Annotated in this window: 22 protein-coding genes; 11 read left to right on the top strand and 11 right to left on the bottom strand. The window is 70.6% G+C overall.

Annotation, left to right across the window (positions count from 1 at the left end; translation table 11 throughout):
• The first annotated feature begins 40 nt into the window (after positions 1-40).
• Both HFP15_RS02320 and HFP15_RS02315 read left to right on the top strand, forming a co-directional pair.
• A complete protein-coding gene (locus tag HFP15_RS02320; RefSeq protein ID WP_168510819.1) occupies positions 41-1015 on the top strand; it encodes an NAD(P)/FAD-dependent oxidoreductase in 975 nt (324 codons plus the stop codon).
• A 19-nt stretch (positions 1016-1034) separates the two neighbouring features.
• Positions 1035-1367, top strand: a complete 333-nt coding sequence (locus HFP15_RS02315; RefSeq protein ID WP_312871438.1) for a ferredoxin family protein — start codon at positions 1035-1037, stop codon at positions 1365-1367.
• A 46-nt stretch (positions 1368-1413) separates the two neighbouring features.
• Here the strand turns inward: HFP15_RS02315 and HFP15_RS02310 are convergent, their stop codons facing one another.
• From HFP15_RS02310 to HFP15_RS02280, 7 genes are all read right to left on the bottom strand, one after another.
• Positions 1414-2199 carry an enoyl-CoA hydratase/isomerase family protein gene (locus HFP15_RS02310; protein WP_168510815.1) on the bottom strand — a complete coding sequence of 262 codons (786 nt, stop codon included), beginning with the start codon at positions 2197-2199 and terminating at the stop codon, positions 1414-1416.
• Positions 2196-4430 (bottom strand): CaiB/BaiF CoA-transferase family protein, encoded by a 2235-nt coding sequence (locus HFP15_RS02305; protein ID WP_168510813.1) that lies wholly within the window; start codon positions 4428-4430, stop codon positions 2196-2198. Before HFP15_RS02305 ends, HFP15_RS02310 begins: the two co-directional genes overlap by 4 nt.
• A gap of 89 nt (positions 4431-4519) precedes the next feature.
• Positions 4520-5335 carry an IclR family transcriptional regulator gene (locus HFP15_RS02300; RefSeq protein WP_168510812.1) on the bottom strand — a complete coding sequence of 272 codons (816 nt, stop codon included), beginning with the start codon at positions 5333-5335 and terminating at the stop codon, positions 4520-4522.
• A gap of 281 nt (positions 5336-5616) precedes the next feature.
• Complete coding sequence (locus HFP15_RS02295) at positions 5617-9045, bottom strand: molybdopterin cofactor-binding domain-containing protein (protein ID WP_168510810.1); 3429 nt, start codon at positions 9043-9045, stop codon at positions 5617-5619.
• Entirely contained in the window at positions 9042-9485 is a 444-nt protein-coding gene (locus HFP15_RS02290) for a (2Fe-2S)-binding protein (protein ID WP_168510808.1), read from the bottom strand. Before HFP15_RS02290 ends, HFP15_RS02295 begins: the two co-directional genes overlap by 4 nt.
• Entirely contained in the window at positions 9478-10458 is a 981-nt protein-coding gene (locus HFP15_RS02285; RefSeq protein ID WP_168510806.1) for an LLM class flavin-dependent oxidoreductase, read from the bottom strand. Before HFP15_RS02285 ends, HFP15_RS02290 begins: the two co-directional genes overlap by 8 nt.
• Positions 10455-11762 (bottom strand): MFS transporter, encoded by a 1308-nt coding sequence (locus HFP15_RS02280; RefSeq protein ID WP_168510804.1) that lies wholly within the window; start codon positions 11760-11762, stop codon positions 10455-10457. The genes HFP15_RS02285 and HFP15_RS02280 overlap by 4 nt, the downstream gene beginning before the upstream one ends.
• 654 nt (positions 11763-12416) lie before the next feature.
• Here HFP15_RS02280 and HFP15_RS02275 point away from each other — a divergent pair.
• The 5 genes from HFP15_RS02275 to HFP15_RS02255 all read left to right on the top strand — a co-directional run bounded on the left by HFP15_RS02275 (position 12417) and on the right by HFP15_RS02255 (position 18598).
• On the top strand, positions 12417-13496 hold the full coding sequence (locus HFP15_RS02275; protein WP_168510802.1) for a LacI family DNA-binding transcriptional regulator: 1080 nt from the start codon (positions 12417-12419) through the stop codon (positions 13494-13496).
• Positions 13497-13537: 41 nt separating this feature from the next.
• Complete coding sequence (locus HFP15_RS02270) at positions 13538-14836, top strand: MFS transporter (RefSeq protein ID WP_168510800.1); 1299 nt, start codon at positions 13538-13540, stop codon at positions 14834-14836.
• Positions 14826-16028: a CaiB/BaiF CoA transferase family protein gene (locus tag HFP15_RS02265; RefSeq protein WP_168510798.1), complete on the top strand. Its 1203-nt coding sequence runs from the start codon at positions 14826-14828 to the stop codon at positions 16026-16028. The genes HFP15_RS02270 and HFP15_RS02265 overlap by 11 nt, the downstream gene beginning before the upstream one ends.
• Entirely contained in the window at positions 16028-16939 is a 912-nt protein-coding gene (locus HFP15_RS02260) for an HpcH/HpaI aldolase/citrate lyase family protein (RefSeq protein WP_168510796.1), read from the top strand. Before HFP15_RS02265 ends, HFP15_RS02260 begins: the two co-directional genes overlap by 1 nt.
• A gap of 297 nt (positions 16940-17236) precedes the next feature.
• The gene (locus HFP15_RS02255; protein WP_246271252.1) at positions 17237-18598 is read left to right on the top strand and encodes an LLM class flavin-dependent oxidoreductase; all 1362 of its coding nucleotides are present in this window, start codon (positions 17237-17239) and stop codon (positions 18596-18598) included.
• A gap of 40 nt (positions 18599-18638) precedes the next feature.
• Here the strand turns inward: HFP15_RS02255 and HFP15_RS02250 are convergent, their stop codons facing one another.
• A complete protein-coding gene (locus tag HFP15_RS02250; RefSeq protein WP_168510011.1) occupies positions 18639-18800 on the bottom strand; it encodes a hypothetical protein in 162 nt (53 codons plus the stop codon).
• A 35-nt stretch (positions 18801-18835) separates the two neighbouring features.
• Here HFP15_RS02250 and HFP15_RS02245 point away from each other — a divergent pair, with 35 nt between their 5' ends.
• Both HFP15_RS02245 and HFP15_RS02240 read left to right on the top strand, forming a co-directional pair.
• A complete protein-coding gene (locus HFP15_RS02245) occupies positions 18836-19396 on the top strand; it encodes an OsmC family protein (RefSeq protein WP_168510794.1) in 561 nt (186 codons plus the stop codon).
• A 13-nt stretch (positions 19397-19409) separates the two neighbouring features.
• Entirely contained in the window at positions 19410-20633 is a 1224-nt protein-coding gene (locus HFP15_RS02240; RefSeq protein ID WP_210716618.1) for an NAD(P)-binding domain-containing protein, read from the top strand.
• A 44-nt stretch (positions 20634-20677) separates the two neighbouring features.
• Here the strand turns inward: HFP15_RS02240 and HFP15_RS02235 are convergent, their stop codons facing one another.
• Positions 20678-21052, bottom strand: coding sequence for a DUF5997 family protein (locus HFP15_RS02235; RefSeq protein ID WP_168510790.1), 375 nt, complete (start codon positions 21050-21052; stop codon positions 20678-20680).
• 91 nt (positions 21053-21143) lie between these two features.
• Here HFP15_RS02235 and HFP15_RS02230 point away from each other — a divergent pair, with 91 nt between their 5' ends.
• Positions 21144-21803, top strand: coding sequence for a LysR family transcriptional regulator substrate-binding protein (locus HFP15_RS02230; RefSeq protein ID WP_168511281.1), 660 nt, complete (start codon positions 21144-21146; stop codon positions 21801-21803).
• Here HFP15_RS02230 and HFP15_RS02225 read toward each other — a convergent pair.
• Both HFP15_RS02225 and HFP15_RS02220 read right to left on the bottom strand, forming a co-directional pair.
• Positions 21800-21979 carry a hypothetical protein gene (locus HFP15_RS02225; protein WP_168510788.1) on the bottom strand — a complete coding sequence of 60 codons (180 nt, stop codon included), beginning with the start codon at positions 21977-21979 and terminating at the stop codon, positions 21800-21802. The two genes, HFP15_RS02230 and HFP15_RS02225, sit on opposite strands and share 4 nt — an antisense overlap.
• A complete protein-coding gene (locus tag HFP15_RS02220) occupies positions 21972-22313 on the bottom strand; it encodes a TfoX/Sxy family protein (RefSeq protein ID WP_168510786.1) in 342 nt (113 codons plus the stop codon). Before HFP15_RS02220 ends, HFP15_RS02225 begins: the two co-directional genes overlap by 8 nt.
• A gap of 258 nt (positions 22314-22571) precedes the next feature.
• Between HFP15_RS02220 and HFP15_RS02215 the strand changes: the two genes are divergently transcribed.
• Positions 22572-23057: a carboxymuconolactone decarboxylase family protein gene (locus HFP15_RS02215; RefSeq protein ID WP_168510784.1), complete on the top strand. Its 486-nt coding sequence runs from the start codon at positions 22572-22574 to the stop codon at positions 23055-23057.
• The last annotated feature ends 7 nt before the right edge of the window (positions 23058-23064 follow it).

The raw sequence follows: 23064 nt of genomic DNA, 5'->3' as shown, positions 1-23064 counted from the left end.
GTTGGCCGCTGTCCACATTCGACGCTCAGGGGAGAACCGCATGCCGCCTGTCTCTACGACCGACATTCTCATCGTCGGAGCCGGCCCGGCCGGGCTCTACGGGGCTTACTGCGCGGGTTTCCGTGGCCTGCGCACGACCGTCGTGGATGCCCTGCCGCAGCCGGGCGGTCAGGTCGGCGCGCTCTACCCGGAGAAGGAAATCCGTGACGTGGCCGGGATCCCGGGCGTTCGCGGCCGCGAGCTCATCGACGGCCTGCGCACGCAGGCGGCACAGTTCGGCCCGGAATACCTGCTCGGCGAGCAAGCCAGGAGCCTGTCCTACGACGGCGAGCGGCCACAGGTCACGCTCGCGAGCGGCCGGGTCGTCGACGCCGGTGCCGTGGTACTCACCGCGGGCATCGGAACCTTCACCCCGAGGCCGTTGCCCGCGGGCGAGGAGTTCCTCGGGCGCGGGCTGAGCTATTTCGTGCCCGATCCGGCCGCGCACGCCGACCACGACGTGCTCGTCGTCGGCGGCGGGGACAGCGCCGTCGACTGGGCGCTGACCCTGCGGCCGCTGGCGAAGTCGGTGACGCTGGTGCACCGGCGCGAGCGGTTCCGTGCCCACGCCGCCGGCGTCACCGCGGTCGAGGAATGCGGTGCCCGCATCCTCACCGGGGCCGAGGTCGAAGCCCTCCACGGCACCGACACCGTGGAGGAGGCCCATATCCGCGTCGGCGGCGCGCTGGAGATCGTCAAGGTCGACAGCGTGGTCGCGGCACTGGGTTTCGTCGGCAACCTCGGCCCGCTCGCGGACTGGGGTCTGGCGCTTCGCCGCCGGTCGGTGCTGGTCGACACCCGGATGCGCACCAATCTCGAACGGGTCTACGCCGCGGGTGACATCACCGAGTACGACGGCAAGGTCCGGCTCATGTCCGTCGGCTTCGGCGAGGTCGCGACCGCGGTGAACAACGCGGCGGTCGCACTCGACCCCGGGCTTTCCCTGTTCCCAGGACATTCCACCGAGACAGTCTGAGGAGTCTGCATTGTCCTACGTGATCGGCGCGAACTGCATCGACGTCACCGACCGCGCGTGCCTGGACGTGTGCCCGGTCGACTGCATCTACGTCGGCGAGCGCAAGAGCTACATCAACGCCAGCGAGTGCATCGACTGCGGCGCGTGCGAACCGGAATGCCCGGTGGACGCGATCTTCGTGGACCGCAAGGCACGCGGCGACGACGACAGGACCGTGTTCCTCACCGACTCGATCGCCTTCTTCACCGAGTCGCTTCCCGGCCGCGACGCCCCGCTCGGTGACCCCGGGGGTGCCGCGACCGTGGGCGAGGTGGGTGTGGACACCGAGTTCGTCGCGACCTACCAGGGCTGAGAAAAGACGGCGGGGTACGGGAAACCACCCGTACCCCGCCGCTGGTTCAACGTCCGGTGAACTTCGGCGGCCGCTTGTCCAGGAACGCCTGCAAACCTTCGGCGGCATCGGCGCTGCGGGTCAGCTCCTGGACTCCTTTTTCCTCGCGCGCCAGCGCTTCTTCGATGGGCAGTCCGTAGCCTTCGTCGACGACACGCTTGAGCAGGCCGATCGCCGCGGTCGGTTTCGCCGCCAGCTCGCGAGCCCTCTCGGCCACCACGTCCGCGAAGTCCGCCTGCGGCACAACGAGATCCACCAGACCGAGCGCCAGCGCCTCGCGCGCCGCCAGACGCGAGCCGTCGATCATCAGCCGTTTCGCCAGGTGCGGGCCGGCCAGCCGGGGCAGCCGCTGGCTTCCGCCCGCTCCGGGGAACAGGCCGAGCGCCATCTCGGGGAATCCGAAGCTCGCCTCCTCGGCGAGTATCCGCAGGTCACAAGCCAGCGACAGCTCCGCCCCGCCGCCCAGGGCATGCCCGTTCATCGCCGCCATCACCGGTTTCGGCGCCAGCTCGATCAGCCGCTGCACGTCGATCCAGCGCCGCATCTTCGCCTGGTTCACGTCGGACAGGTCCCGCATCACCGCGATGTCGGCGCCGGCGACGAAGAACCGGCCGGTGCCGGTGATCACCACACAGCGCACGGCGGGGTCCTCGGTCAGCGGCGCCAGCACGGTCAGGAACTCCTCGATCATCGCCGGATCGACCGCGTTCGCCGGTGGCCGGTCGATCCGGATCGTCGCCACCGCACCGTCCCGTGTCACGTCCAGCACCGGCACGCCTGCCTCCTCGTTCATTCCGTGACCCCCTCGGCCTTCAGTTCCGCGAGCCGCCGCTCGCTCAGTCCCAGCAACTCCCCCAGCACCTCCGCGGTGTGCTGCCCGAGCAGCGGCGCGGGCGCGGTCAGCGCGCCGGGTGTGCGCGACAGCCGCGCGACGATCCCCTCGTGCCGGACCCGACCGGCCAGCGGATGCTCCAGTTCCGGGTAGAAACCACGCGCCGCCAGGTGGTCGTCGCGGTCCACGAGGTCCTGGCCGGTCGCGACCACGGCCGCCGCCACGCCGGCGTCCTGCAGCAACGCGGCCGTGTGCTCGGCGGGCCGGCGCCTCGTCCAGGCCGCCAGTGCCGTGTCGATCTCGTCCTCACCGGCGCGCCGGTCGGCGGGATCGGGCAGCCCCGCCAGGCCACGCAGGGCCTCCCACTGCACCTCGTCCAGCGCGGCGATCGCGACCCAGCGGTCCTCCCCCGCGGCGGGATACACCCCGTGTGGCACGGCATTGGCGCTCCGGTTCGGATAATCCGCCGTCCGCCCGTCGTGTGGCGCGCCGAGTCGCGCCTCCAGCAGCGCGGGCCCCATCGTCGCCGCCATCGCCTCCAATTGCGACAGATCGACGTGCCCGCCTTCACCGCGCAGCAACAGATTCAGGGTCGCGAGCACGGCGGCGTTCGCGGCCACCATGTCGCCGAGCCCGAACGTCAGTCCCTGCGGCGGGCCGCTGGGATCGCGGGTTTCGCTGGACAGACCGGACATCGCGGCGAGCGTGTCGGCGAAGGTGACCGCGTCCCGCCACGGCCCGGTCTGCCCGACCCCGGCCATCGACACCAGGATGACCCCGGGATTCAGCCTGGTGAGCGAGTCGTGGTCCATGCCCCATTTCGCGAGCACGCCGGGGCTGAAGTTCTCCACGATCACGTCGCAGTGCGGCACCAGGTCCCGCAGCACGCGCTGCCCCTGCGGCGTGCGCAGGTTCAGTGCCACGCTGCGCTTGTTCCGGTTGAAGTTCAGGAAATAGCCCGCGTCATCGGGCCCGGCGCCGGGGCGCAACCGCATCGACGGCGCGAACCGGGTCGGGTCCTGCCGGTGTTTCGACTCGATCTTGACGATGTCCGCCCCGTGCTCACCCAGGGTCTTGGTCACGTACGGTCCGGCGAGCACCCAGGTCAGGTCGAGCACCCGCAGGCCCGACAGCGCCCCACCGGCCACCCCCGGCCGCCTCACCCGCCGCTCCGCGGTTCGCCACGTGCCGGTGCCGGACATCGGCGGCAGGACCGACGGTGCGGGCCACGGGAATCCGACATCGCGCACTCCGCCGGTGTCGACGAAGAAGCCGCGGGCGTTGAGCTGCGGGTTGTCCGCGAGCTGTGCCGGGTCCACGACTTCCGCCCAGGGCAGGGCCCGGGCCCTGCCCTGCTCGGCGATCTCCCGTGCCGTGCGCTTGGCCACGAACCGCTGCACGATCTCGTCCACGTGCGGGCGTTCGCGCCAGCGGGTCACCGCGTCGGACCATCGTTCGTCGGCGAGGTCACCCGCCTCGCCTTCCTCCAGCAGCCAGGCGAGCAGGTCCGTCCACATGCGATCGCTGCCGGAGTAGCCGCCGGCCACGTATCCGTCGGACGCGGCGAAGATCCGGTGCGCGACGTGCTCGTACACGCCGCCGTTGCGCACCGGGTAGTGCCCGCCGTGAATCCAGGCGATCGCACCGGTTTCCAGTGTCGCCGCGACCGCCTCCTGCGCGGAGATGTCCACCAGCTGCCCGGTGCCGGACATCAAGCCCAGCAGGGCACCGATCGCGGCGTGCGCCCCGGCGAGCTGAACCGCCTGCTGCCGCGGCGGCGGTTTCGGTTGCGCGTCCGGTCGTCCGCCGAGCCAGGTCATCCCGCCCGCCGAGGCGACGATCAGGTCGTCGCCGGTCCACTGCCTGCGCGGCCCGGTCAGCCCGAAGGGCGTGACGACCACGTGCACCGCGTCGGGCCACCGCGAGGACCCGTCCGCGCGCACGCCGCGCAGGCGCGCCACCGGGCCGCTCTCCAGCACGATGTCCGCACCGGCCGCCAGTTCGTCCAAAGCGGACTCCGGAGCGAGCCGTTTTCCCGCGTGCCAGTGCAGGTTCTCCGCCTCGGTGAGCCCGTGCGGGACATCGACACGCACGACGTCGGCGCCGAGCCCGGTCAGCAGCCGGGCTCCCTGGAAGGCGAGTACGTCGGTGAGGTCGAGGACACGCAGCGGCGCGGTCTCGTGTTCAGGCACGTGGTTCTCCCTGTCCGTGGGCGACCACCCGACGGTAGGACTCCCGCGCCACCGCGTCGTGCGCGCCGGTCCGGTGAACGGACCGGCCGCTACACGTCGGCCGACACGAGCAGGCGCTGCTCCAGGGTCCGCACGATCGTGGCCGAGGTCGCCAGCAGGACCGGTACCACGCGCCGCGGGTCGGTGCGGGCGAGCGCGGCGGTCGCCGAAACCGACCCGTAGATCGTTTCGTCGGCCCCGATCAGCGGCACCGCGACGCTGCTCAGCCCCGGCGCGGTCTCCTCCTGCTCCAGCGCGTAACCGCGTTCCCGTGCGGTGACCAGCTGTGCCCGCAGCTCGTCGATGGAACCGACGGTGCGCGAGGTCATCCTGGTCAGCCCGGCGCGTTCGATTCCGGCCAGCAGTTCGTCCATATTGGACGAATGCGCGAGCAGGACCTTGCCGGTGGCCGTGGACGCCGCGGGAAGCCGCCCGCCGACCTGGGAATGGGTGTGCACACTGGCCTTGCCGCCGACCTTTTCCAGGTACATCACGTGCGTGCCGTCCAGCACGGCGAGGTGGATGGTGGCCTTGGTGACGGTGAACAGGTCGGTGAGCAACGGCCGCGCCACCGAGCGCAACACCGCCGAGACGGGCACCCGCTGGCCCAGTTCGAAAATCCGCAGGCCGAGCTGGTAGGCGTCACCGCTGCGATCGAGCAGTCCCCATTGGACGAGTTCCTGCGCCAGCCGGTACGCGGACGCTTTCGGAACTCCCGAACGCCTGCTCAGTTCCGACAGCCGCAGCCGGTACGCGCCGGACTGGAAGGCGCCGAGCAGCAGTTGTGCCTTGCCCAGCACCGAGTTCGGGCAGCCGAGTTCATCCCCGTCCACCGAAGGCGATTCCACGAACACACCGGAAGTCACGAACAGCCTCCTTCAACCTCAGCCCCCGTCCCACATCGGTCAGTCCAACAGCGCGACGTTTCAGGCAACGGCGACCAGGTAAACATCGCGTGACCGAACCAGTCGTGCACCCACCGGAATCACCTTCTCCGTTTCACGCCGTTGTGACAAGCTCACAGTATCGGCGACAAGTGGGCACCAGCACACCATCAGCGGTCCACTCAGCGGACCGGTGGGGTTGCGCCGTTTCGGAAGCGGTCCTGACCTGGGCCTGCGCCGGTCGCTCAGCGGCGAGCCGCCGCTCACCGTTGCTGGTTCAGCTGCTCCACGGCCTGCTCGACGAGCCCGGCCGCGGCGTCGAGCTTCCACGCGTTGCCGGGCAGGGGATGCGCGTGCCGGTCGAGCACCTCGTCGACCGCCGCCCGCGCCCGCGTGGGCGTGACCACCGTGCCGTTGAGCGCCTGCTCGGCCTCGGTGAGCCGCCACGGGGTCGGCGCCACCGCACCCAGCACGAGGCGGATGTCGCGCCACCGTCCGTCGTCGCCGATGTCCGCGGTGATCGCCGCGGACGCCGTCGCGAAATCTCCCGTGTACAGGGCGAGTTTGCGGAACGCACCCGTCCGGTTACCGGCCGACGCAGAACTCGCGCGCACGGAACCCTCGACTCGGGCTCTGGCAACGCCGGACTCGCGGGGTGGGATCGTTATGGCGGTTATCAGATCGCCGGGGCGCAGTACCGTTTCGCCTGGTCCGGTGTAGAACTGCGCGATCGGCACGGAGCGGCCGGGCAGCTCCACGGTGGCGTCGCAGGCGAGCAGCACCGTCGCGAGATCCGACGGAGTCACCGCCTGGCACCGGTGACCGTCCACGACGGCGTGCTGAAAGCGGTGGTCACCCAGCACCGCGTAGCACGGACTGGTCGCCCCGTTGCGCTTGTAGCAGTCGAAGCCGTTGCGGAAGAACCAGCAGCGCTTGTCCTGCACGAGGTTCCCGCCGACCGTCGCGGCATTGCGGATCGGCGGCGACGCGATCGTCTCGACCGCGCTCGCGATCACCGCGGGTACGCCCGGATGTGCCGCGAGTTCACTCAACGTCGTCGCGGCCCCGATGCGCAGCCCGCCCGCCATCCGCTCGATTCCACGCAGCCCCGGCACCTCGGAAACGGCCACGAGGGTCCGCGCGGGCCGCGCCTGGCGCTTCCGCTCGACGGGCAGGTCCGTGGCCCCGGCCAGCACCGCGGTCCCCGGAGCCGCCAGCAACCGCGTCGCCTCGGGCACCGTCTCGGGCACGCGCACGTCCGGATCCGGTGCCGGCGGGCGGCGCCGCGCCCGGTAGGCCGCGCCGAGCCGCGTGCCGAACCTGTCCAACAGCCAATGCAGGCCCAGCGGATAGGCCCGGCGGATCGCGGCGATCCACCACCGGCCGGGCCGCCGCCACAACCGGTGCCGCCGGACGCGGCCGTCGCGTTCGGCCAGCGCCGTCAGCACCTTGTCCGGGGTGATCGGCAGTTCCCGGATCCGCACGCCGATCGCGTCGTACACGGCGTTGGCGACAGCGGCTCCCGGCGGGATGATCGACATCTCGCCGACGCTTTTCGCCCCGTACGGTCCGGCCTCGTCGTGCCCGTTCACGATCACCGCGCGGATCGAGGGCAGATCGGCGTTGCGCGGCACCGCGTAGTGCAGGTAGGTGTTGTTGACGACCCGCCCACCCTCGCGGATCAGCTCCTCGCCGAGCGCGGCGCCGAGCCCCATCGCGGCGCCCCCGATGATCTGCCCTTCGACGGCGGTGGGGTTGATGGCGGTGCCGACGTCGTGCGCGGCCACGTAGTCGGCCACGCGCACCGTCCCGGTCCGCCGGTCCACGTCGACCACCGCTCCGTGCGCGGCGAAGGCGTAGCTCGGCGACAGGTTCGCGGTGTCCTTGTCGGGACTGAGCGGTTCGGTGCCTTCCAGCACGTAGCTCGTCTCGTGGCCGAGCACCCCGTCGACGGCCTCGTCGGCGAACGCCACCAGATCGCCGAGATCGATCGCGTCGTCCCCGCTCACCGCCTGCCCGCCGGCGAGGGTGACCTGCCCGGCCGCGACACCGAGTTTCTCCGCCGCGAGCGCGCGCAGCCGGTCCGCGAGTTCCCGCGCCGCCTTGCCGACCGACGAACCGGTCATGTGCGTGCCGCGCGAGGACCAGGCGCCCAGCTCGAACGGGGTTTTCTCACTGTCCATCGACAGCACCTCGACGTCGGCGTCCTCGACGCCGAGTTCGTGCGCGGCGATCTGCGCGAGGATGGTGTTCTGCCCCGTTCCCGCGTCGCCGCTGCCGTGCCGGACCCGTACGTGCCCGTCGGCGAACAGGTCCAGCGCGGCGTCACTGCGGTTCGCGTGCTCGTAGGCGTAAGCGCCGCTGCCGTGCGTACCCGCCGCGACACCCCAGCCACGTGCGACGTCGCCGGCCGGCCGCGCGGTCCGCGCCCGGTCCCAGTCCAGCCCCTCGCGCACAGCCACCAGACAGTCACCGAGCCGGTTCGACCCGACCTCGTAGCCGCAGAGTGCCGTCGTGTCGGGCAGCGCGAGGTTCCGCATCCGCAGTTCGATCGGATCGACGCCGAGCCGCTCGGCCAGTTCGTCCATCTGGGACTCCATCGCCAGCGACACCTGCGGCGTGCCGTAGCCGCGGAACTGGCCACCCGGCTGCGTCGCGGTGTCCACCAGCCGCGCGGTGAAATCCACGCCGTCGGGCCGGTACATCGAGCCGAGGGTGATCACGCCGACCCGCATCACCGAGGTGCCCATGTGGTTGTAGGAGCCGTTGTCCACCGCGATATCGGCTTCGAGCGCACGCAGCACCCCATCGGAGTCCGCGGAGCTGCGGAGCCAGGTTTCGAAGCGGTGGCGTGGTTTGTTGGAGCCGAACTCCTCCTCGCGGCTCAACGCGACCAGCACCGGACGCCCGGCCTTGCGCGCGAGCGCGGCGGCGAGCACCTCGTGTTCGGAGGCCTTGGACTTGCTGCCGAATCCGCCACCGACCCCGACCTCACGGCAGACGACCTGGTCGTGCCGCAGGCCGAGCAGATGCGAAACCTCCTTGACGATGAACCAGGGCGCCTGCGTCGAGGTCCACAGCTCCATCAGCCCGGCGTCCTCGTGCCACGCCGCGAGTGTCGTGTTCGGTTCCATGCACGCGTGCGAGACGCTCGGGTACACGAACCGTCCTTCGACGGCGTGCGCCGCCGCCGACCGGCCGCGGCCGGGATCGCCCCAACTCGTGCGCAGCAGCATCGACACGTTGCGTTCACCCGATGTCCTGCGATGCAGCTCCCGCGCGCCGGCCCGCCGGGACTCCGACACGGTCAGCGGCGCCCGCAGCGGGCGGTAGCGCACCTTGATCGCACGGATCGCGGCCAGCGCCTCGTCGGGTGTTTCCGCGGCCACCGCGGCGACTTCCTGGCCGGCGTGACGGACGACGCCGTCCGCGAGCGGTGGCCGGTCCGACAGTGGGCCGCCACGATGCAGGTAGCGGATACCCGGCGCGAAATCCGCCGCGGTGATCACGGCGTGGACGCCGGGCATCGCCTCGGCGGCGCCGGTGTCCAGCGCGCGGAGCTCGGCATACGGGTGCGGCGAGCGCAGGATCACGCCGTGCAGGTGCTCGCCGGGAAGGTCGGCGGTGTAGCGGACAAGACCGAGACTGCGGGGCTCCCAGTCGATCGGGCGAGTACGACGGCCAACGCTCATGACTGTTGCTCCAGTACACAGTCCACAATGGCCTGATATCCGGTGCAGCGGCAGATGTTGCCGGACAACGCGTGCCGCACCTGCCCGGCGTCCCGGATCCCCCCGCGCAGCAGCGCGACGGCGTGCACGACCTGCCCGGGCGTGCAGAATCCACATTGGAACGCGCCGTGGTCGGCGAAGGACCGGCGCAGGTCCGCGCTCTCCTGCGCCAGCCCCTCGCTGGTCTCCACTTCCTCGCGCACCAGGACGGCCGGGGTCGTGCATGCCATCCTCGGCTCGCCGCCGATCAGCACGGTGCACGCGCCGCATTCCCCGCGCCCGCACGCGATCTTGTTCGCGGTCAGGCCCAGGTCGTTCCGCAGCACGTCAGCCAGCGACCGCAAGCCTCGCACGTCGACGGAGACCGTCTCGCCGTTCACCACCAGACGGTGCTCACCCATGGGCGACTTCCAGGAGATCGCGTGGGAGGTCGTAGGAGCCGACGTGCTGCAGCAGTACCGACGCCACACCGGCGTCGGCCACTTCCTTGAGCCGCGCCGAGATTTCCCCGAGGGTGCCGAACAGGCAGAACTGCCGCGCGAAGGCGACGACCGCTTCGTCGCCGACGTAGGGATCGCAGGCCTCGACGGCGGCGGGCCAGGACTCGGCGTGCACCAGATCCGGGTACACCTCGGGCAACCGGTCCGGCACCTCGACGTGGATGCCGGCCTTCGCGAAGAACGCCGCGCCACCGTTGCCCGCGATGGTGAGGCAGATCGGCTTGAGGTCCCTGGCATCACGCTCGATGTCGTCGGTCACCCGGCAGAACGCCGATACGGTGGCCGGAACGGGCGCCCGGCCCGCGCTGTCCACACCGGACTGCACTGCGGCCAGGGCCGCGGCGAGTGGTCCGGGGGAAATCCCGGACAGCAGGATGACCCCGTCGGCGATCTCCCCGGCGAGGCGGAGATTGCGCGGCCCGCTCGCCGCGATGTGCACCGGAACCGCCACCGGGTCCCGCAGTTTCGCCTTCACCCCGGCGAAATCGACCTTGTGCCCGTCGAGAAGCTCCCGGACGACTGCGATCCCGGAGCGCAGCCCGGCCTGCTTCGATGGCGCCAGCCCCACCGGCCCGACCGAGCTGTTGCCCACCCCGACCCCGAGCACGAACCGGCCGGGTGCCGCCTCGGCCACCGTACGGGCGGCCGAGGCGACGACGGCGGGATGCCGGGTCACGACGTTCGTGACCGCGGTGCCGATGGTGAGGTGCGAAGTGGCCATGCCCGCGGTCGCCGCGACCGCGAACACGTCCCGCCACAACAGCTGGGAGTCGGGAAACCACGCTTCGTCGAAACCCGCGGCCTCCACCTCCCGGACGAACTCGGCGAGTTCGGGCAGCGGTGCGCACGGCGGCACCCGCAGACCGATTCTCATGCCGCGACCTCCGAGGCCACGACCCCGCCGCGCACCGGCGCGTTCTCCCGCAGGAAGAACCCGGCGATCAGGCTGATCAGCGCGGCGCCCGCCATGTAGACCGCGATCATGGTCCAGCCGCCGGTGGCGTCGAGCAGCGCCGCGCCGATCGTCGGTGCGAACGCGTTGCCGGCGATCGTGCCGACGGTGAAGCCGATCGACATTCCGCTGAAGCGCAGCGAAATCGGGAAGACCTGGGAGAAGAACACCGGGAACACCGCGTAGTTCGCGGCGTATCCGACGAACAGGAGCACGAAGCCGAGCACCATCAGGCCGTAGTTTCCGGTGCTCAGCAACGCGAACCAGACGAACGGGGTGACGATCATCGACGCGGCGCCGGCGAGGAACAGCGGCCGCTCGCCGATGCGGTCGGAGAGCCGCCCGTACAACGGGATGGTCACGATGATCGCCACCGCGGCGGGCAGCAGCACGCCGAGCATCGCGGAGGTGCTCATGTGCAGTTCGGTCTTGCCGTAGGTGAGCGAGAAGACCGTGGCCATGGTGAACACGATCCCGGCGCCGACGGTCCCGAGCGTCACCAGCAGCACCCGGCCGCCGCAGGCGCGCAGCACCTCGACCAGCGGGAGCCTGCGGACCTCGCCCTCGTCCTTGACGTCGGCGAACTCCGGGCTCTCCTGCAGGGTGAGCCGGATGAGCATGCCGACCCCGACGAGCAGGGCGCTGAACAGGAACGGGATGCGCCAGCCCCAGGACAGCAGCTGGTCCTCGGGCAGCCGGGTGATCAGCAGGAAGATCGCGTTGGCGAGAATCATGCCCGCCGCGGTGCCGGTGTTCATCAGACCGCTGAACAACCCGCGCCGTTGCCGCCCGGCGTGTTCGACGGTCATCAGCGCGGCGCCGCTGTACTCACCGCCGAGCGACACACCCTGCACGATGCGCAGGATCACGAGCAGGATGGGGGCGGCGATGCCGATCGTGGCGTAGGTCGGCAGCAGGCCGATCAGCACGGTCGAGATACCCATCATCGTCAACGTGGTGACCAGGATCGACTTGCGGCCGATCCGGTCGCCGAGGTGGCCGAAGAGCAGGCCGCCGAGCGGGCGGGCGACGTAGCCGACGCCGAAACTCGACAGGGAGACGAGCGTGCCGACGACCGGATCGGTCGCCGGGAAGAAGATCTTGGTGAACAATACCGACGCCGCGGACCCGTAGATCGCGAAGTCGTAGTACTCGATGGCCGTGCCGAGCCAGCCGGCGAACGTCGCGCGGGCGGGCTGGCTGTGTGGTCGTGCGGGGGCCGTCATGGGAGCCTCCTGAACTCGGGCGGGGCGCGCTCCGCCGGGTACGGGAGAAGCCCGGCGGTCGTCGCGTCCGCCGACTATCGGCGGCCGGAGGTCGGCCGCCAAACGCCCGGTTCGGTCAGCGGACCCTGCCGGCGACGTATGGCTTCCGGGGGCGTGTGCCGAGCATGTGGGCGCGATCCGGCGGCCACCGCCGAGCAGACCGGCGCCCGCGCGCGGGCCACGTCGGCGATGCCACGACCGCACCGGGCATCGGCGCTCTCCCGGGGGTCGCGCACTGGGCATCGGCGCTTCCCGGGGCCGATGCCCGGGCACACCGCCACTCCGCGGCTGTCGCGCCGAGCCCGCCGGGCGTCCTCCCGACAACCGCGCACCGGGCATCGGCGCTTCCCGGGGCCGATGCCCGGGCACACCGCCACTCCGCGGCCGCGGCCCGCCGCGGTCGGGCACACCGCCACTCCGCGGCCATCGCCCACGAACCCATCGGCGCTCTGCCGCGACCGCATACCGGCCGCCGCATAACACGTGGTCATCTTCCGGCGAACCAAGCGCGCCTGTTGACCGGCCACCTCGGCGAATGCCAGAATCGAAATATCGGACACTGTAAACGCTTACATTTCCCCGTGAAAACGTTTTCAAAACGGCGGAGGCTTGATCATGGCCGAACAATCCCGGCGGCGCACCACCGCGACCACCCAACGCGGCAACTCCACCGGCCGTGCCGCCTCCGTCGGTGTCGTCGACCTCGCCCGGGAACTCGGCGTCTCCACGGCGACGGTGTCCCGTGCCCTCAACGGCAGTTCCGCCGTGCGGCCGGAGCTGGCCGAGCGGATCCGGGCGCACGCCGAGTCCCGTGGTTACGTCGCGAACCGGATCGCCAGGGCGCTTTCGGCCAACACCAGCCGCGCGTTCGTCGGCTTCGTGATCCCCTACGTGGACACACCCGCCTACTCCGCCGTCGCCGCCGAATGCGCCCGGCTGCTGTCGGCGGACGGCACCCAGATGATCCTCACCGTCACCGGCAACGATCCCCGGCAGGAACTGCGCCAGTTGCGGGAGCTGGTCGCCAGCCGGATCGCGGGACTGGTCATCTCCCCCACCACCGGCGTGCTCGACGAGACCCGGCGCCTGCTCGGCGAACTGCCCGTGGTGGAACTGCACCGCGCCTCCGGCATCGAGGCGCCGGGCGTGTTCAGCGACGACGAGCAGGTGATGGTCGAGAGCGTGCTGCACCTCGCGGCCCTCGGGCACACCGCGATCGGCTACCTGGGCACACCCGAGGAGCTGTCCAACGGCGCCGTCCGGTTGCGCGGTGTCCGGCGCGGCATGACGCTGGCCGGTCTCGACCCGTCCGCCATGGAGATCCGGTTACGGGAACCCACCAGGGAAAACGGCCAGGCGGCCGCGCGGGAACTGCTCGCCACCGACGTCACCGCGCTCGTCGTCGGCGGTGGTTCGCTGTCGGTCGGCGCCGCGCAGGCGGTCTGGGCCGACGGGCGCCGGGTGCCCGAGGACCTGTCGCTGGTGGTCTACGGCGATCCGCAGTGGTTCGCGCTGGCCAATCCGCCGCTGACCACGATCCAGGTGGACTATGCCGGCCTCGCCCGCCGCGCGGCCGAACTCCTGATCAAGGGCCTGGATTCCCGCCACTCCGGAAAAGCCGGACCGCGCCCCGGAGCCCACCTCGTCACCCCGCACCTGCTCCCCGCCGGTTCGACCGCACCGCCTCGATCCTGAACGAAAACCCGTCCGGCACAACGAAGTGTGAGGAGGAAACAGTGAAAGATCGACGTCGATGGCTGGTCGCGACGTTCGTCCTGATCATCACCGCCATCGCCTACATCGACCGGGTCAACCTCTCCATCGCCGCACCGGTGCTCACCAAGGAGTTCCACACCAACGCCGCGGTGATGGGACTGCTGCTGTCCAGTTTCACCTGGACCTACACCCTGCTCAACCTGCCCGCCGGCATGCTCGTGGACCGCATCCGGATCCGGGTGCTGTACTCGCTGGCGCTGCTGGTGTGGGCGGTGTCGAGCTTGCTCACCACACTCGTGCGCTCGGCCGGCGCCCTGTTCGGCCCGCGGCTGCTGCTCGGCATCGGCGAGGCGCCGTTCGCCCCGGCGGCGATCCGCACGCTCGCGGACTGGCTGCCGAAATCCGAACGCGCGACCGGCAGCAGTATGTTCATCTCCGGCGTCGCGCTCGGTTCGGCCGTCGGCCCACCGGGATTGGCCTACCTGGTGAGCGGGTTCGGCTGGCAGGCCGCCTTCATCGCCACCGGTGTGCTGTCCCTGCTGGTCGCGGCGATCTGGTACGCGTGGTACCGGCATCCGCTCGACGACACCCGGCTCAGCGATCGCGAGCGGCAGCTCATCCTGCGCGACCAGGAACCACCGAAGCAGGACGGCCGCGCACGGTGGAGCGAAATCGTGCGGCACCGTGACATCTGGGCGATCACCGCCGGATACTTCTGCCTGCTCTACATCCTCTACACGTTCATCACCTGGCTGCCGAGTTATCTCGTGCAGGACCGGCACATGACCGTGCTCGGTTCCGGCTTCGCGACCTCGATCCCGTGGGCCGTGGCGTTCGTGTGCGGGATCCTGGGCGGACGGCTGTCCGATCTCGCGCTGCGCCGGGGAGTGTCCACTTTGAACGCGCGCAAGCTCGTGCTGGTGGGCGGGATGGTCGCCGCGCTGGCGATCATCGGCACCGCCCTCGCCTCGTCGGCCGCGGTCGCGATCGTGTGCCTGTCGGTCTCGACCGCGGGGATCATCACAGCGAACGGCGCGGTGTGGGCGGCCACCCAGGACATCATGCGCGCGCTGAACCTGACGGGATCGGCGACGGGTTTCGTCAACGCGCTGGGCAACGTCGGCGGCATTCTCGGGCCGATCGTGACGGGCGCCGTCGCCTACGCCACCGGTTCGTTCTTCGCCCCGCTCGCGCTGGCCGCCGGGCTCGCGCTGATCGGGGCGCTGGCGTGGGGCATCGGGATGCGCAGCGCCCCGCGCGTCCAGGTGGCGGGACCGGCACGGGCCAACGCAGTGGTGGAGGGTGGCAATGACAGGTGATACCGGCCCGCTGGCCGGGCTCAAGGTGATCGACGCCGCGACGCTCGCGGCCGGGCCGCTGGTCGCGACCTGGCTCGGCGAGTTCGGCGCCGACGTGATCAAGATCGAACAACCGGGGCCGGGCGATCCGGTGCGCCAATGGGGCGCGCAGCGCGACGGCGTGGGCCTGATGTGGAAGAGCCTTGGCCGCAACAAGAAGTCGGTCACCCTGAATTTCCGGCTTCCCGAAGGTCGCGCGCTGCTGCGGCGGATGGCGGCGGACGCGGACGTACTGGTCATCAATCTCCGTCAGTCCACATTGGCCAGATGGGAGCTGGACCATCCCAGCTTGGCCCGGATCAACCCGCGGCTGGTCATGGTGCACGTCACCGGCTACGGCGCGGGCGGCCCGAAGAGCGACCGGCCGGGGTTCGGCACGTTGGGCGAGGCGATGAGCGGGTTCGCCCATCTCACCGGCGAACCCGACGGCCCGCCCACGCTGCCCTCGTTCATGCTCGCCGACGGGGTGGCCGCACTGAACGCGACGTTCGCGGTGATGATGGCGCTCTACCACCGCGACGTCCACAAGGGACCGGGCCAGCTGATCGACGTGAACCTGGTCGAACCGCTGGCGAGGCTGATCGAGCAGCCCGTGCTGACCTACGACCAGCTCGGCAGGGTGCCGGGCCGCACCGGGAACCGGTGGGACATCAGCGCTCCCCGCAACGTGTACCGCACGAAGGACGGGCACTGGCTCGCGATGTCGGGCAGCGCCCCCACCATCGCGATGCGGGCGCTGCGCGCCGTGGGCCGCGCCGATCTCACCGAGGATCCCCGCTTCGCCGAGGCCCAGCAACGGCTGCGCAACGCGGCCGAGATCGACAAGGTGGTCGCGGACTGGGTCGCCGAGCGCACCCTCGACGACGCGATGACCGTGTTCGAGGAGGCCGAGGTCGCCGCCGCGCCGGTGTACAACGCCGAACAGCTCGTCGCCGACGAGCATCTGGCCGCTCGCGGCACGTTCCCCCGCATCGCGGACGACGAACTGGGCTCGATGCGCGTGCAGGCACCGGTGCCGCGATTTTCGGCGACGCCGGGCCGCATCGACCACCTCGGCCCCCGCGTCGGCGAGCACAACGACGAGGTCTACCGCGGCCTGCTCGGTCTCGGTGACGACGAGATCGGTGAGCTGACCGCGAAAGGAGTGATCTGATGGCCAGGCCGGTGCGGCCGAGGCGGTCCGAACTCGCCACCCCCGCGAGCAACGACTGGATGTTCGCCAAATCCGCGGCGGCCGGGGCGGATCTTGTGTTCCTCGACCTGGAGGACGCCTGCGCCCCGGCCGAACGGGAAAAGGCGCGGGGCAAGGCGGCGCGTGCGTTGCGGGAACTGGACTGGGGCCGCACCACGCGGGCCATCCGGATGAACGGCGTCGACACGCGCTGGGCGTATGGCGACGTCATCGAGGTGGTCACCGAGGCGCGGGAGGCGCTGGACGTGATCATCGTGCCGAAGGTCCGCAAGGCCAGGGACGTGTGGTGGGTCGATGTGCTGCTGACCCAGCTGGAACAGACGCTCGGGCTGGACGAGCGGATCGGGCTCGAGGTGCTCATCGAGGAGACCGAGGGGCTGGAGAACGTCGGCGAGATCGTGCGCGCGAGCGACCGGCTGGAGGCGGTGATCTTCGGCGCCGGGGACTTCTCCGCGTCCCAGGGCGCGCGGGTGGACACCAACTTCGATCCGTTGGTCGACTATCCGGGCGATCTGTGGCACTACGCGCGCGCCCGCGTGATCGTCGCGGCGCGCTCGGCGGGGATCGACGCGATCGACGCGCCGTTCCCGAACTACAGGGACACCGGGGCTTACCGCACGGCGTGCGACCGCGCGGCCGCGATGGGGTACGTCGGAAAGTGGGCCATCCACCCGGCGCAGGTGGAGGTGGCGAACTCGGCGTTCGCACCAACCCCGGCCGAAATCGAGCATGCGCGCCGGCTGGTCGCCGCCTACCGGGAGGCGGAGGCGCAGGGCCGGGGCGCGACCGGGCTGGACGGGATGCTCGTCGACGCCGCGCACCTGCGCCACGCGGCGACCGTAACCCGCACCGCCGACCTCCTGAACCTCTAACCCACCTGGTGCGCGAGTTGAGGTTTCCGAGCGCCCGAGTCGAGGGTTCCGAGTGCCCGAGTCGAGGGTTCCGAGTGCCCGAGTCGCGGGTTCCGGGTGCGCGAGTTGGGCATTCCCAGCGCTCGAGTCGAGCATCCCGGGCGGCCGAGTCGAGCATTCCCAGCGCTCGAGTCGAGCATTCCGAGTGCCCGAGTCGAGCGTTCCAGGCGCCCGAGCCGGGCGTTCCAGGCGCGCGAGTTCATGGTTCTGAGCAGCGAATGAGTTGGGCTGGCAAGACTTCTTCGAGAGGAGACAATCATGTCCGGAAAACGCGCCGACCAGATGACGCTGGTCGGCTTCATGCAAGCGTCCAATGTGACCGTCTACTCGGGATCGTGGCGCTATCCGAGCGCCACCGAGGACTATCTCGATCTGCGTTACTACCAGCGGATCGCGCGGGTGCTGGAAGAGGGCACGTTCGATCTGATGTTCTTCGACGACCGGCTGGCGATGCCCGCGATCTACGCCGGCTCCCCCGGTGAGGCGGTGCGTTACGGTGCCCGCCCGATCAAGCTGGATCTGACCGCCGTGCTCGGCGCGGCCGGCGCGGCGACCTCGCATCTGGGGCTGGGCGCCACGTACTCGACGACGTACTACCCGCCGTTCCACGTCGCGCGCGCCTTCGCGACGCTCGATCACCTCAGCGGCGGACGTGCCGCGTGGAACGTCGTCACGTCGGTGAACGACTCGGAGGCGCGCAACTACGGCATCTCCGAACACCTGGGCCACGACGAACGCTACGACCGCGCCGAGGAGTTCATCGACGTGGTCGCCAAGCTCTGGGACTCGTGGGAGGACGGGGCGATCATCGGCGACCGCGACGCCGGGATCTTCGGCGACCCGGACAAGGTGCACGAGCTCGATCACCAGGGTCGCTACTTCTCGGTACAAGGCCCGCTGACCGTGCCGCGGCCGCCGCAGGGCAGGCCACCGATCATCCAGGCCGGGCAGTCCCCGCGCGGGCGGAAGTTCGCGGCTCGGTGGGCGGATCTGATCTTCACCGCCGATCCGGACCGCGAGATCGCGCTCGATCACTACCGCGAGCAGAAGGATCTCGTGACCGCCGAAGGCCGCGACGCACAGAAAGTGCGGCTGCTGCCGATGGCCTACACGATCGTCGGCGAGACCGAGACGATCGCCAAGGAGAAAGAGGCGATGTTCCTCGACCAGCTCGTGCATCCGATGGCCTCGCTCACCCTGCTCTCGGAGCTGATGAACTACGACTTCTCCGGCCATTCCCTCGACGACGTGATCACCGACGAGCTGATCAACTCGGTGTCCGGGATGCGCGGCCTGGTCCAGGGCGTCAAACGGCACGTCGGCGAGCAGCCGCTGACCCTGCGCACGCTGGCCGGGCACCGGGCGACGCTGTTGCAGGGCCCGCGTTTCGTGGGCACCGGCGCGCAGGTGGCCGACCAGATGCAGGACTGGTTCGAATCCCGTTCGTGCGACGGTTTCGTCATCGCTGCCACCCACCTGCCGGGCGCGTTCGAGGACTTCGTCCGGCTCGCGGTGCCGGAGCTGCGCAAACGCGGGGTGTTCCGGAGCACCTACAGCGGCACGACGTTGCGCGAAAACCTCGGACTCGCCAGGCCGGCGAACGCGCACAGCGCCGCGTGACGCGGGCTCGGAAGCGGGCCCGCGCCGGTGCACGCCGTGATCAGTCCCAGTCGAGAGAGCCGCCGGTCTGGTAGTCGGTGACCCTGGTCTCGAAGAAGTTCTTCTCCTTCTTCAGATCCAAAGATGTGGGCGTGTCGGCCTCGTGTCCACGTCGTGAGAAGGGTCGTGCTCGCGCGCCCGCTCCCCCAGACTTCGGAGTCATCACGACACAGCCCGTTTCCGGGGAGGACCAAACTCATGACCGCGACCGATCTGCCGGTGGACAACGGCGTCAACGTCGAGGCGCTGCTGGGTGCCCGCGAGGCGCTGGGTGATGCGCCGGACATCGCGAAGTTCACCTGGCGCACAGTGAACACCTGGGTCAAGGGCACCCAGAGCCACTCCAGCGTGGAGACCTTCTACGGGCTCGGCGCCGAGCACCGGCACAAGGCCCGCTACGAGTTCGACGCCGACCACCCCGAGGTGTTCGCCGCCGAGGACAACGGGATCACGCCCGTCGAGTTCGTGCTGGTGGCGCTGGGCAGCTGCCTCACCGCGGGCGTCGCGGCCGTCGCGCAGCAGCGGCAGATCCAGCTGCGCTCGGTCAAGGCCACGATCGAGGCGGACTTCGACATTCACGGCATCCTCGGCGCCGATCCCGACGTGCGCAACGGTTTCAGCGACGTGCGGGTGTCCTACGACATCGAGGCCGACGCCGGTCCGGAAGACGTCAAGGCTCTTGTCGCACAGTCGCAGAAGCGTTCCGCGGTCTACGACATCCTCACCAACCCCACCAACGTCACGGTGGAAGTCAACTAAGACCGTGCCGAAGGTGACGACACTCGTCGTCGGTGCGGGCCACTGCGGTCTCGCCATGAGCCGCCACCTCGCCGAGCGCTCGATCGACCACGTGGTCCTCGAACGCGGCGAGGTGGCCCACTCGTGGCGCACACAGCGGTGGGACTCGTTCCGGTTGCTCACGCCGAACTGGATGACCCGGCTACCCGATTTCGCTTACTCCGGCGACGATCCCGACGGCTACCAGACGGCTTCCGAGCTGGCCCGTCTCATCGGCGACTACGCGAAGGTGACCGGCGCGCCCGTACGGGCGAACACGACCGTGGAGTCCGTGCGGCCCGGCGGCGACGGTTTCCTGGTGCGCACCGACCAGGACACCTGGCGAGCACGCACGGTGGTGCTCGCGTCCGGTGCGCACAACGTCGCGAACCTGCCACCGGTCGCCGGCGCCGTGCCCGCGGACATCACGACGCTGACGGCGCTCGGCTACCGGGAGCCGGGGCAGCTGCCCGATGGCGGAGTGCTCGTGGTCGGCGCGTCGTCCACGGGCGTCCAGATCGCGCGGGAGGTGCACTCCTCGGGCAGGCCGGTGACACTGGCGGTGGGCGAGCACGTGCGAATGCCGCGGGTTTACCGTGGCCGGGACGTGTTGTGGTGGATGGACGCGGCGGGCGTGTTCGACGAGCGCTACGACGAGGTGCCCGACCTGACGCGGGCCCGGAACCTGCCCTCGATGCAGCTCGTGGGCACTCCGGAGCGGGTCACCGTGGACCTGAATGCGCTGACCGGCATCGGTGTCCGGCTGGCGGGCAAGTTCGCGGGCGTGCGGGACGGGCGGGCGCAGTTCTCGGGTTCGCTGCCCAATGTCTGTGCCTTGGCCGATCTCAAACTGGGCCGCCTGCTCGACACCTTCGACACGTGGGCGGCGGATTCCGGCTTCACCGACTGCGGCCCGCCGGAGCGTTTCCCCGCGACGGAGCTGCCAGGAAAGCCGCCGCTCACCGTGGACCTTGACGGCGGCGAGATCCGCTCGATCGTGTGGGCCACCGGGTTCCGGCCGGATTTGTCGTGGCTCGATGTGCCCGTGCTGGACCGGAAGGGCCGCGTCCGCCACGACGGCGGAGTGACGGCGTGGCCGGGGCTGTACCTGCTGGGGATGCCGTTCCTACGCCGCCGCCGGTCGAGTCTCATCGATGGGGCCGATGCGGACGCCGGTGAGCTCAGCGCGCATTTGGCGAGGTATCTCGCGCAAGGCTAAGCCGAGCACGCGCTTCCCACGGCCGCGGCTGGGCCGTACCCGGTCTACTCGGAGCCCTGATCCTTCAGCCGCGCGTTCTCCCGGCGCACTTCGGCCTGCGTCTCGCGTTCGCGTCGCAGCCAGTCCGGGTTCGCGTCCTTGAGCTCGTTGATCTGCTCGGTGGTCAGTGGTTCGGTGATCCCGCCGCGCGCCAGTCCGCTGATGGACACGCCCAGCTTCGCCGCGACGACCGGCCTCGGGTGCGGCCCGTTGCGGCGCAGCTCGCGCAGCCATTCGGGCGGGTCGGCCTGCAACGCGTTGAGCTCGTCGCGCGAGATGACGCCCTCCTGGAACTCGGCCGGGGCGGCCTGGAGGTACACACCCAGCTTCTTCGCCGCGGTCGCGGGCTTCATGGTCTGGGAGGTCTTGCGCGACGTCATGCGGTCCAGGATAAGTCACGGCCGGTAACCTGGGCCGGTGACCTTCAGGCTCGCGTACGTTCCCGGCGTCACGCCCGGCAAGTGGGTGCGCATGTGGGCCGAGCGGGTCCCCGGGGTCGCGCTGGAGCTGATGCAGGTACCGGCCGCCGAGGCGGCCGGCCTCGTGCGGGACGGCGGCGCCGAGGCGGTGCTGCTGCGGCTGCCCACCGACCGCACCGGGCTGCACGCCATCCCGCTCTACACCGAGACCACCGTGGTCGTGGCCCCGAAGGACCATCTGATCGCCGCCGCCGACGAGGTCTCCCCCGCCGATCTGGCCGAGGACGTCGTGCTGCATCCGCTGGACGACACGCTCGACTGGGCGCGGCCGCCGGGTCGTCCCGCGATCGAACGGCCGGCCACCACGGGCGATGCGATCCAGCTGGTCGCGGCGGGCGTCGGGCTGCTGGTGGTGCCGCAGTCGCTGGCGCGGCTGCATCACCGCCGCGACCTGATCTACCGGCCGCTGTCCGGCGTCCCGGCCTCGCGCGTGGCGCTGTCCTGGCCCGAGGAGGAGACCTCCGACCTGATGGAGCAGTTCATCGGGATCGTCCGCGGCCGCACGGTCAACAGCACCCGCGGCCGCCTGGCGCAGGCGCCGGCGACGCGGAAACGCCCCGAGCCCGAACCGCGCAAGCCGGCCACCGGCAAGACCCGCCGCCAGGGCACGCCGCGCGGCGGCAAACGCGGCAAACCGCGCCGTCGCGGCTAACGCGGGCGGCGAGCGACCGCGGTCCAGCACACGGCGGCGAGCACGACGGACCCGCCGAGCACGCCCCACCGGTAGGCGGTACCGCCCGCCTCCAGAATCAGCGGCACCGAGACCACGGCGATGATCGTCAGCCCCCAGGCGACGAACAGGACCACCGCGGCCCGCAGCTCAGCCATGGCCTGCCTTGGCCGGCAGGGAGCGCGCGAATGCCACGCCCCTGCTCACCCAGCGTTCGAGCGCCTTCGCGGAGCGCACGGCCTCGGCGTCCACCCGGAGCCAGCCACGCATCTCACGGCCGCGCATCACCATCGGCCGCACGTGCGAGCCGGTCAGCTCGTCGCAGTCCTGGGGCGGCACGCGCACCATCAGGCCGCCCTGCCCGCTGGCGGCCACCGCCATGTTGCCGCACACGAGGAAGGCCAGTCCGCCGAACATCGCGTGCTCGCCGAGCCCCTCCTCGCCACCGAGGAGCTCCCGGATCCGGTCCGCCAGCACGCGGTCGTAGACCATAGCGGGATTATGGGCCGCCGCGGCCGTTTCCGCACCTACCCGGCCAGAGTCGCAGGCTAACCGGAGGACCCTTCCGGTTAGGAACCGCACTCGTGAGGTGGGTGCATCGCTACACCGGATTGGTCGCGACCAAACAGGGACTCGCGGCGGCGCTGCGGCGCGGCCGCTGATCGCGCGCGTGGCGCAGGTCACGTCACACGCGCGGGAACGCCGGTGTCTTGTGTTCGTCCACGCAAGACCGGCAAGGAGAACCCAGCCATGGAAACGCGTTTCAACATGTTCGAGAACGAGCTCGGAGCCAAGTTCACCAAGCGGTTCGCGGGCCTGAACACGGTACTGGCACAGTCGAGTCTGACGAAGACGATGCAGGAACTGGTGGCGCTGCGTGCCAGCCAGATCAACGGCTGCGGCTGGTGCGTCGACTTCCACACCAAGGAGGCGGCGGCCGAGGGCGAAACCGCGACACGGCTCAACCTCGTCGCGGTCTGGCGCGAGACCAACGTGTTCAGCGAAGCCGAGCAGGCCGCGCTGGCGCTGGCCGAGGAGGGCACCCGGCTGGCCGACGCGCACCAGGGCGTGTCCGACGAGACCTGGGCGCAGGTGCGCAAACACTTCGACGACAACGAAGTCGCGGCACTCGTCTCGCTCGTCGCGCTGATCAACGCGGCCAACCGGATGGGCGTGATCCTGCGCCAGAAGGGCGGTTCCTACGAGCGCGGCACGTTCGCCGAATTCACGAGCTGACGTGCGC

The sequence above is a fragment of the Amycolatopsis acididurans genome, assembly GCF_012328925.1.
Taxonomy (GTDB): domain Bacteria; phylum Actinomycetota; class Actinomycetes; order Mycobacteriales; family Pseudonocardiaceae; genus Amycolatopsis_E; species Amycolatopsis_E acididurans.
Note: the sequence above shows the minus strand (reverse complement) of the source record. Positions and strands in the feature narration are given on the sequence as shown.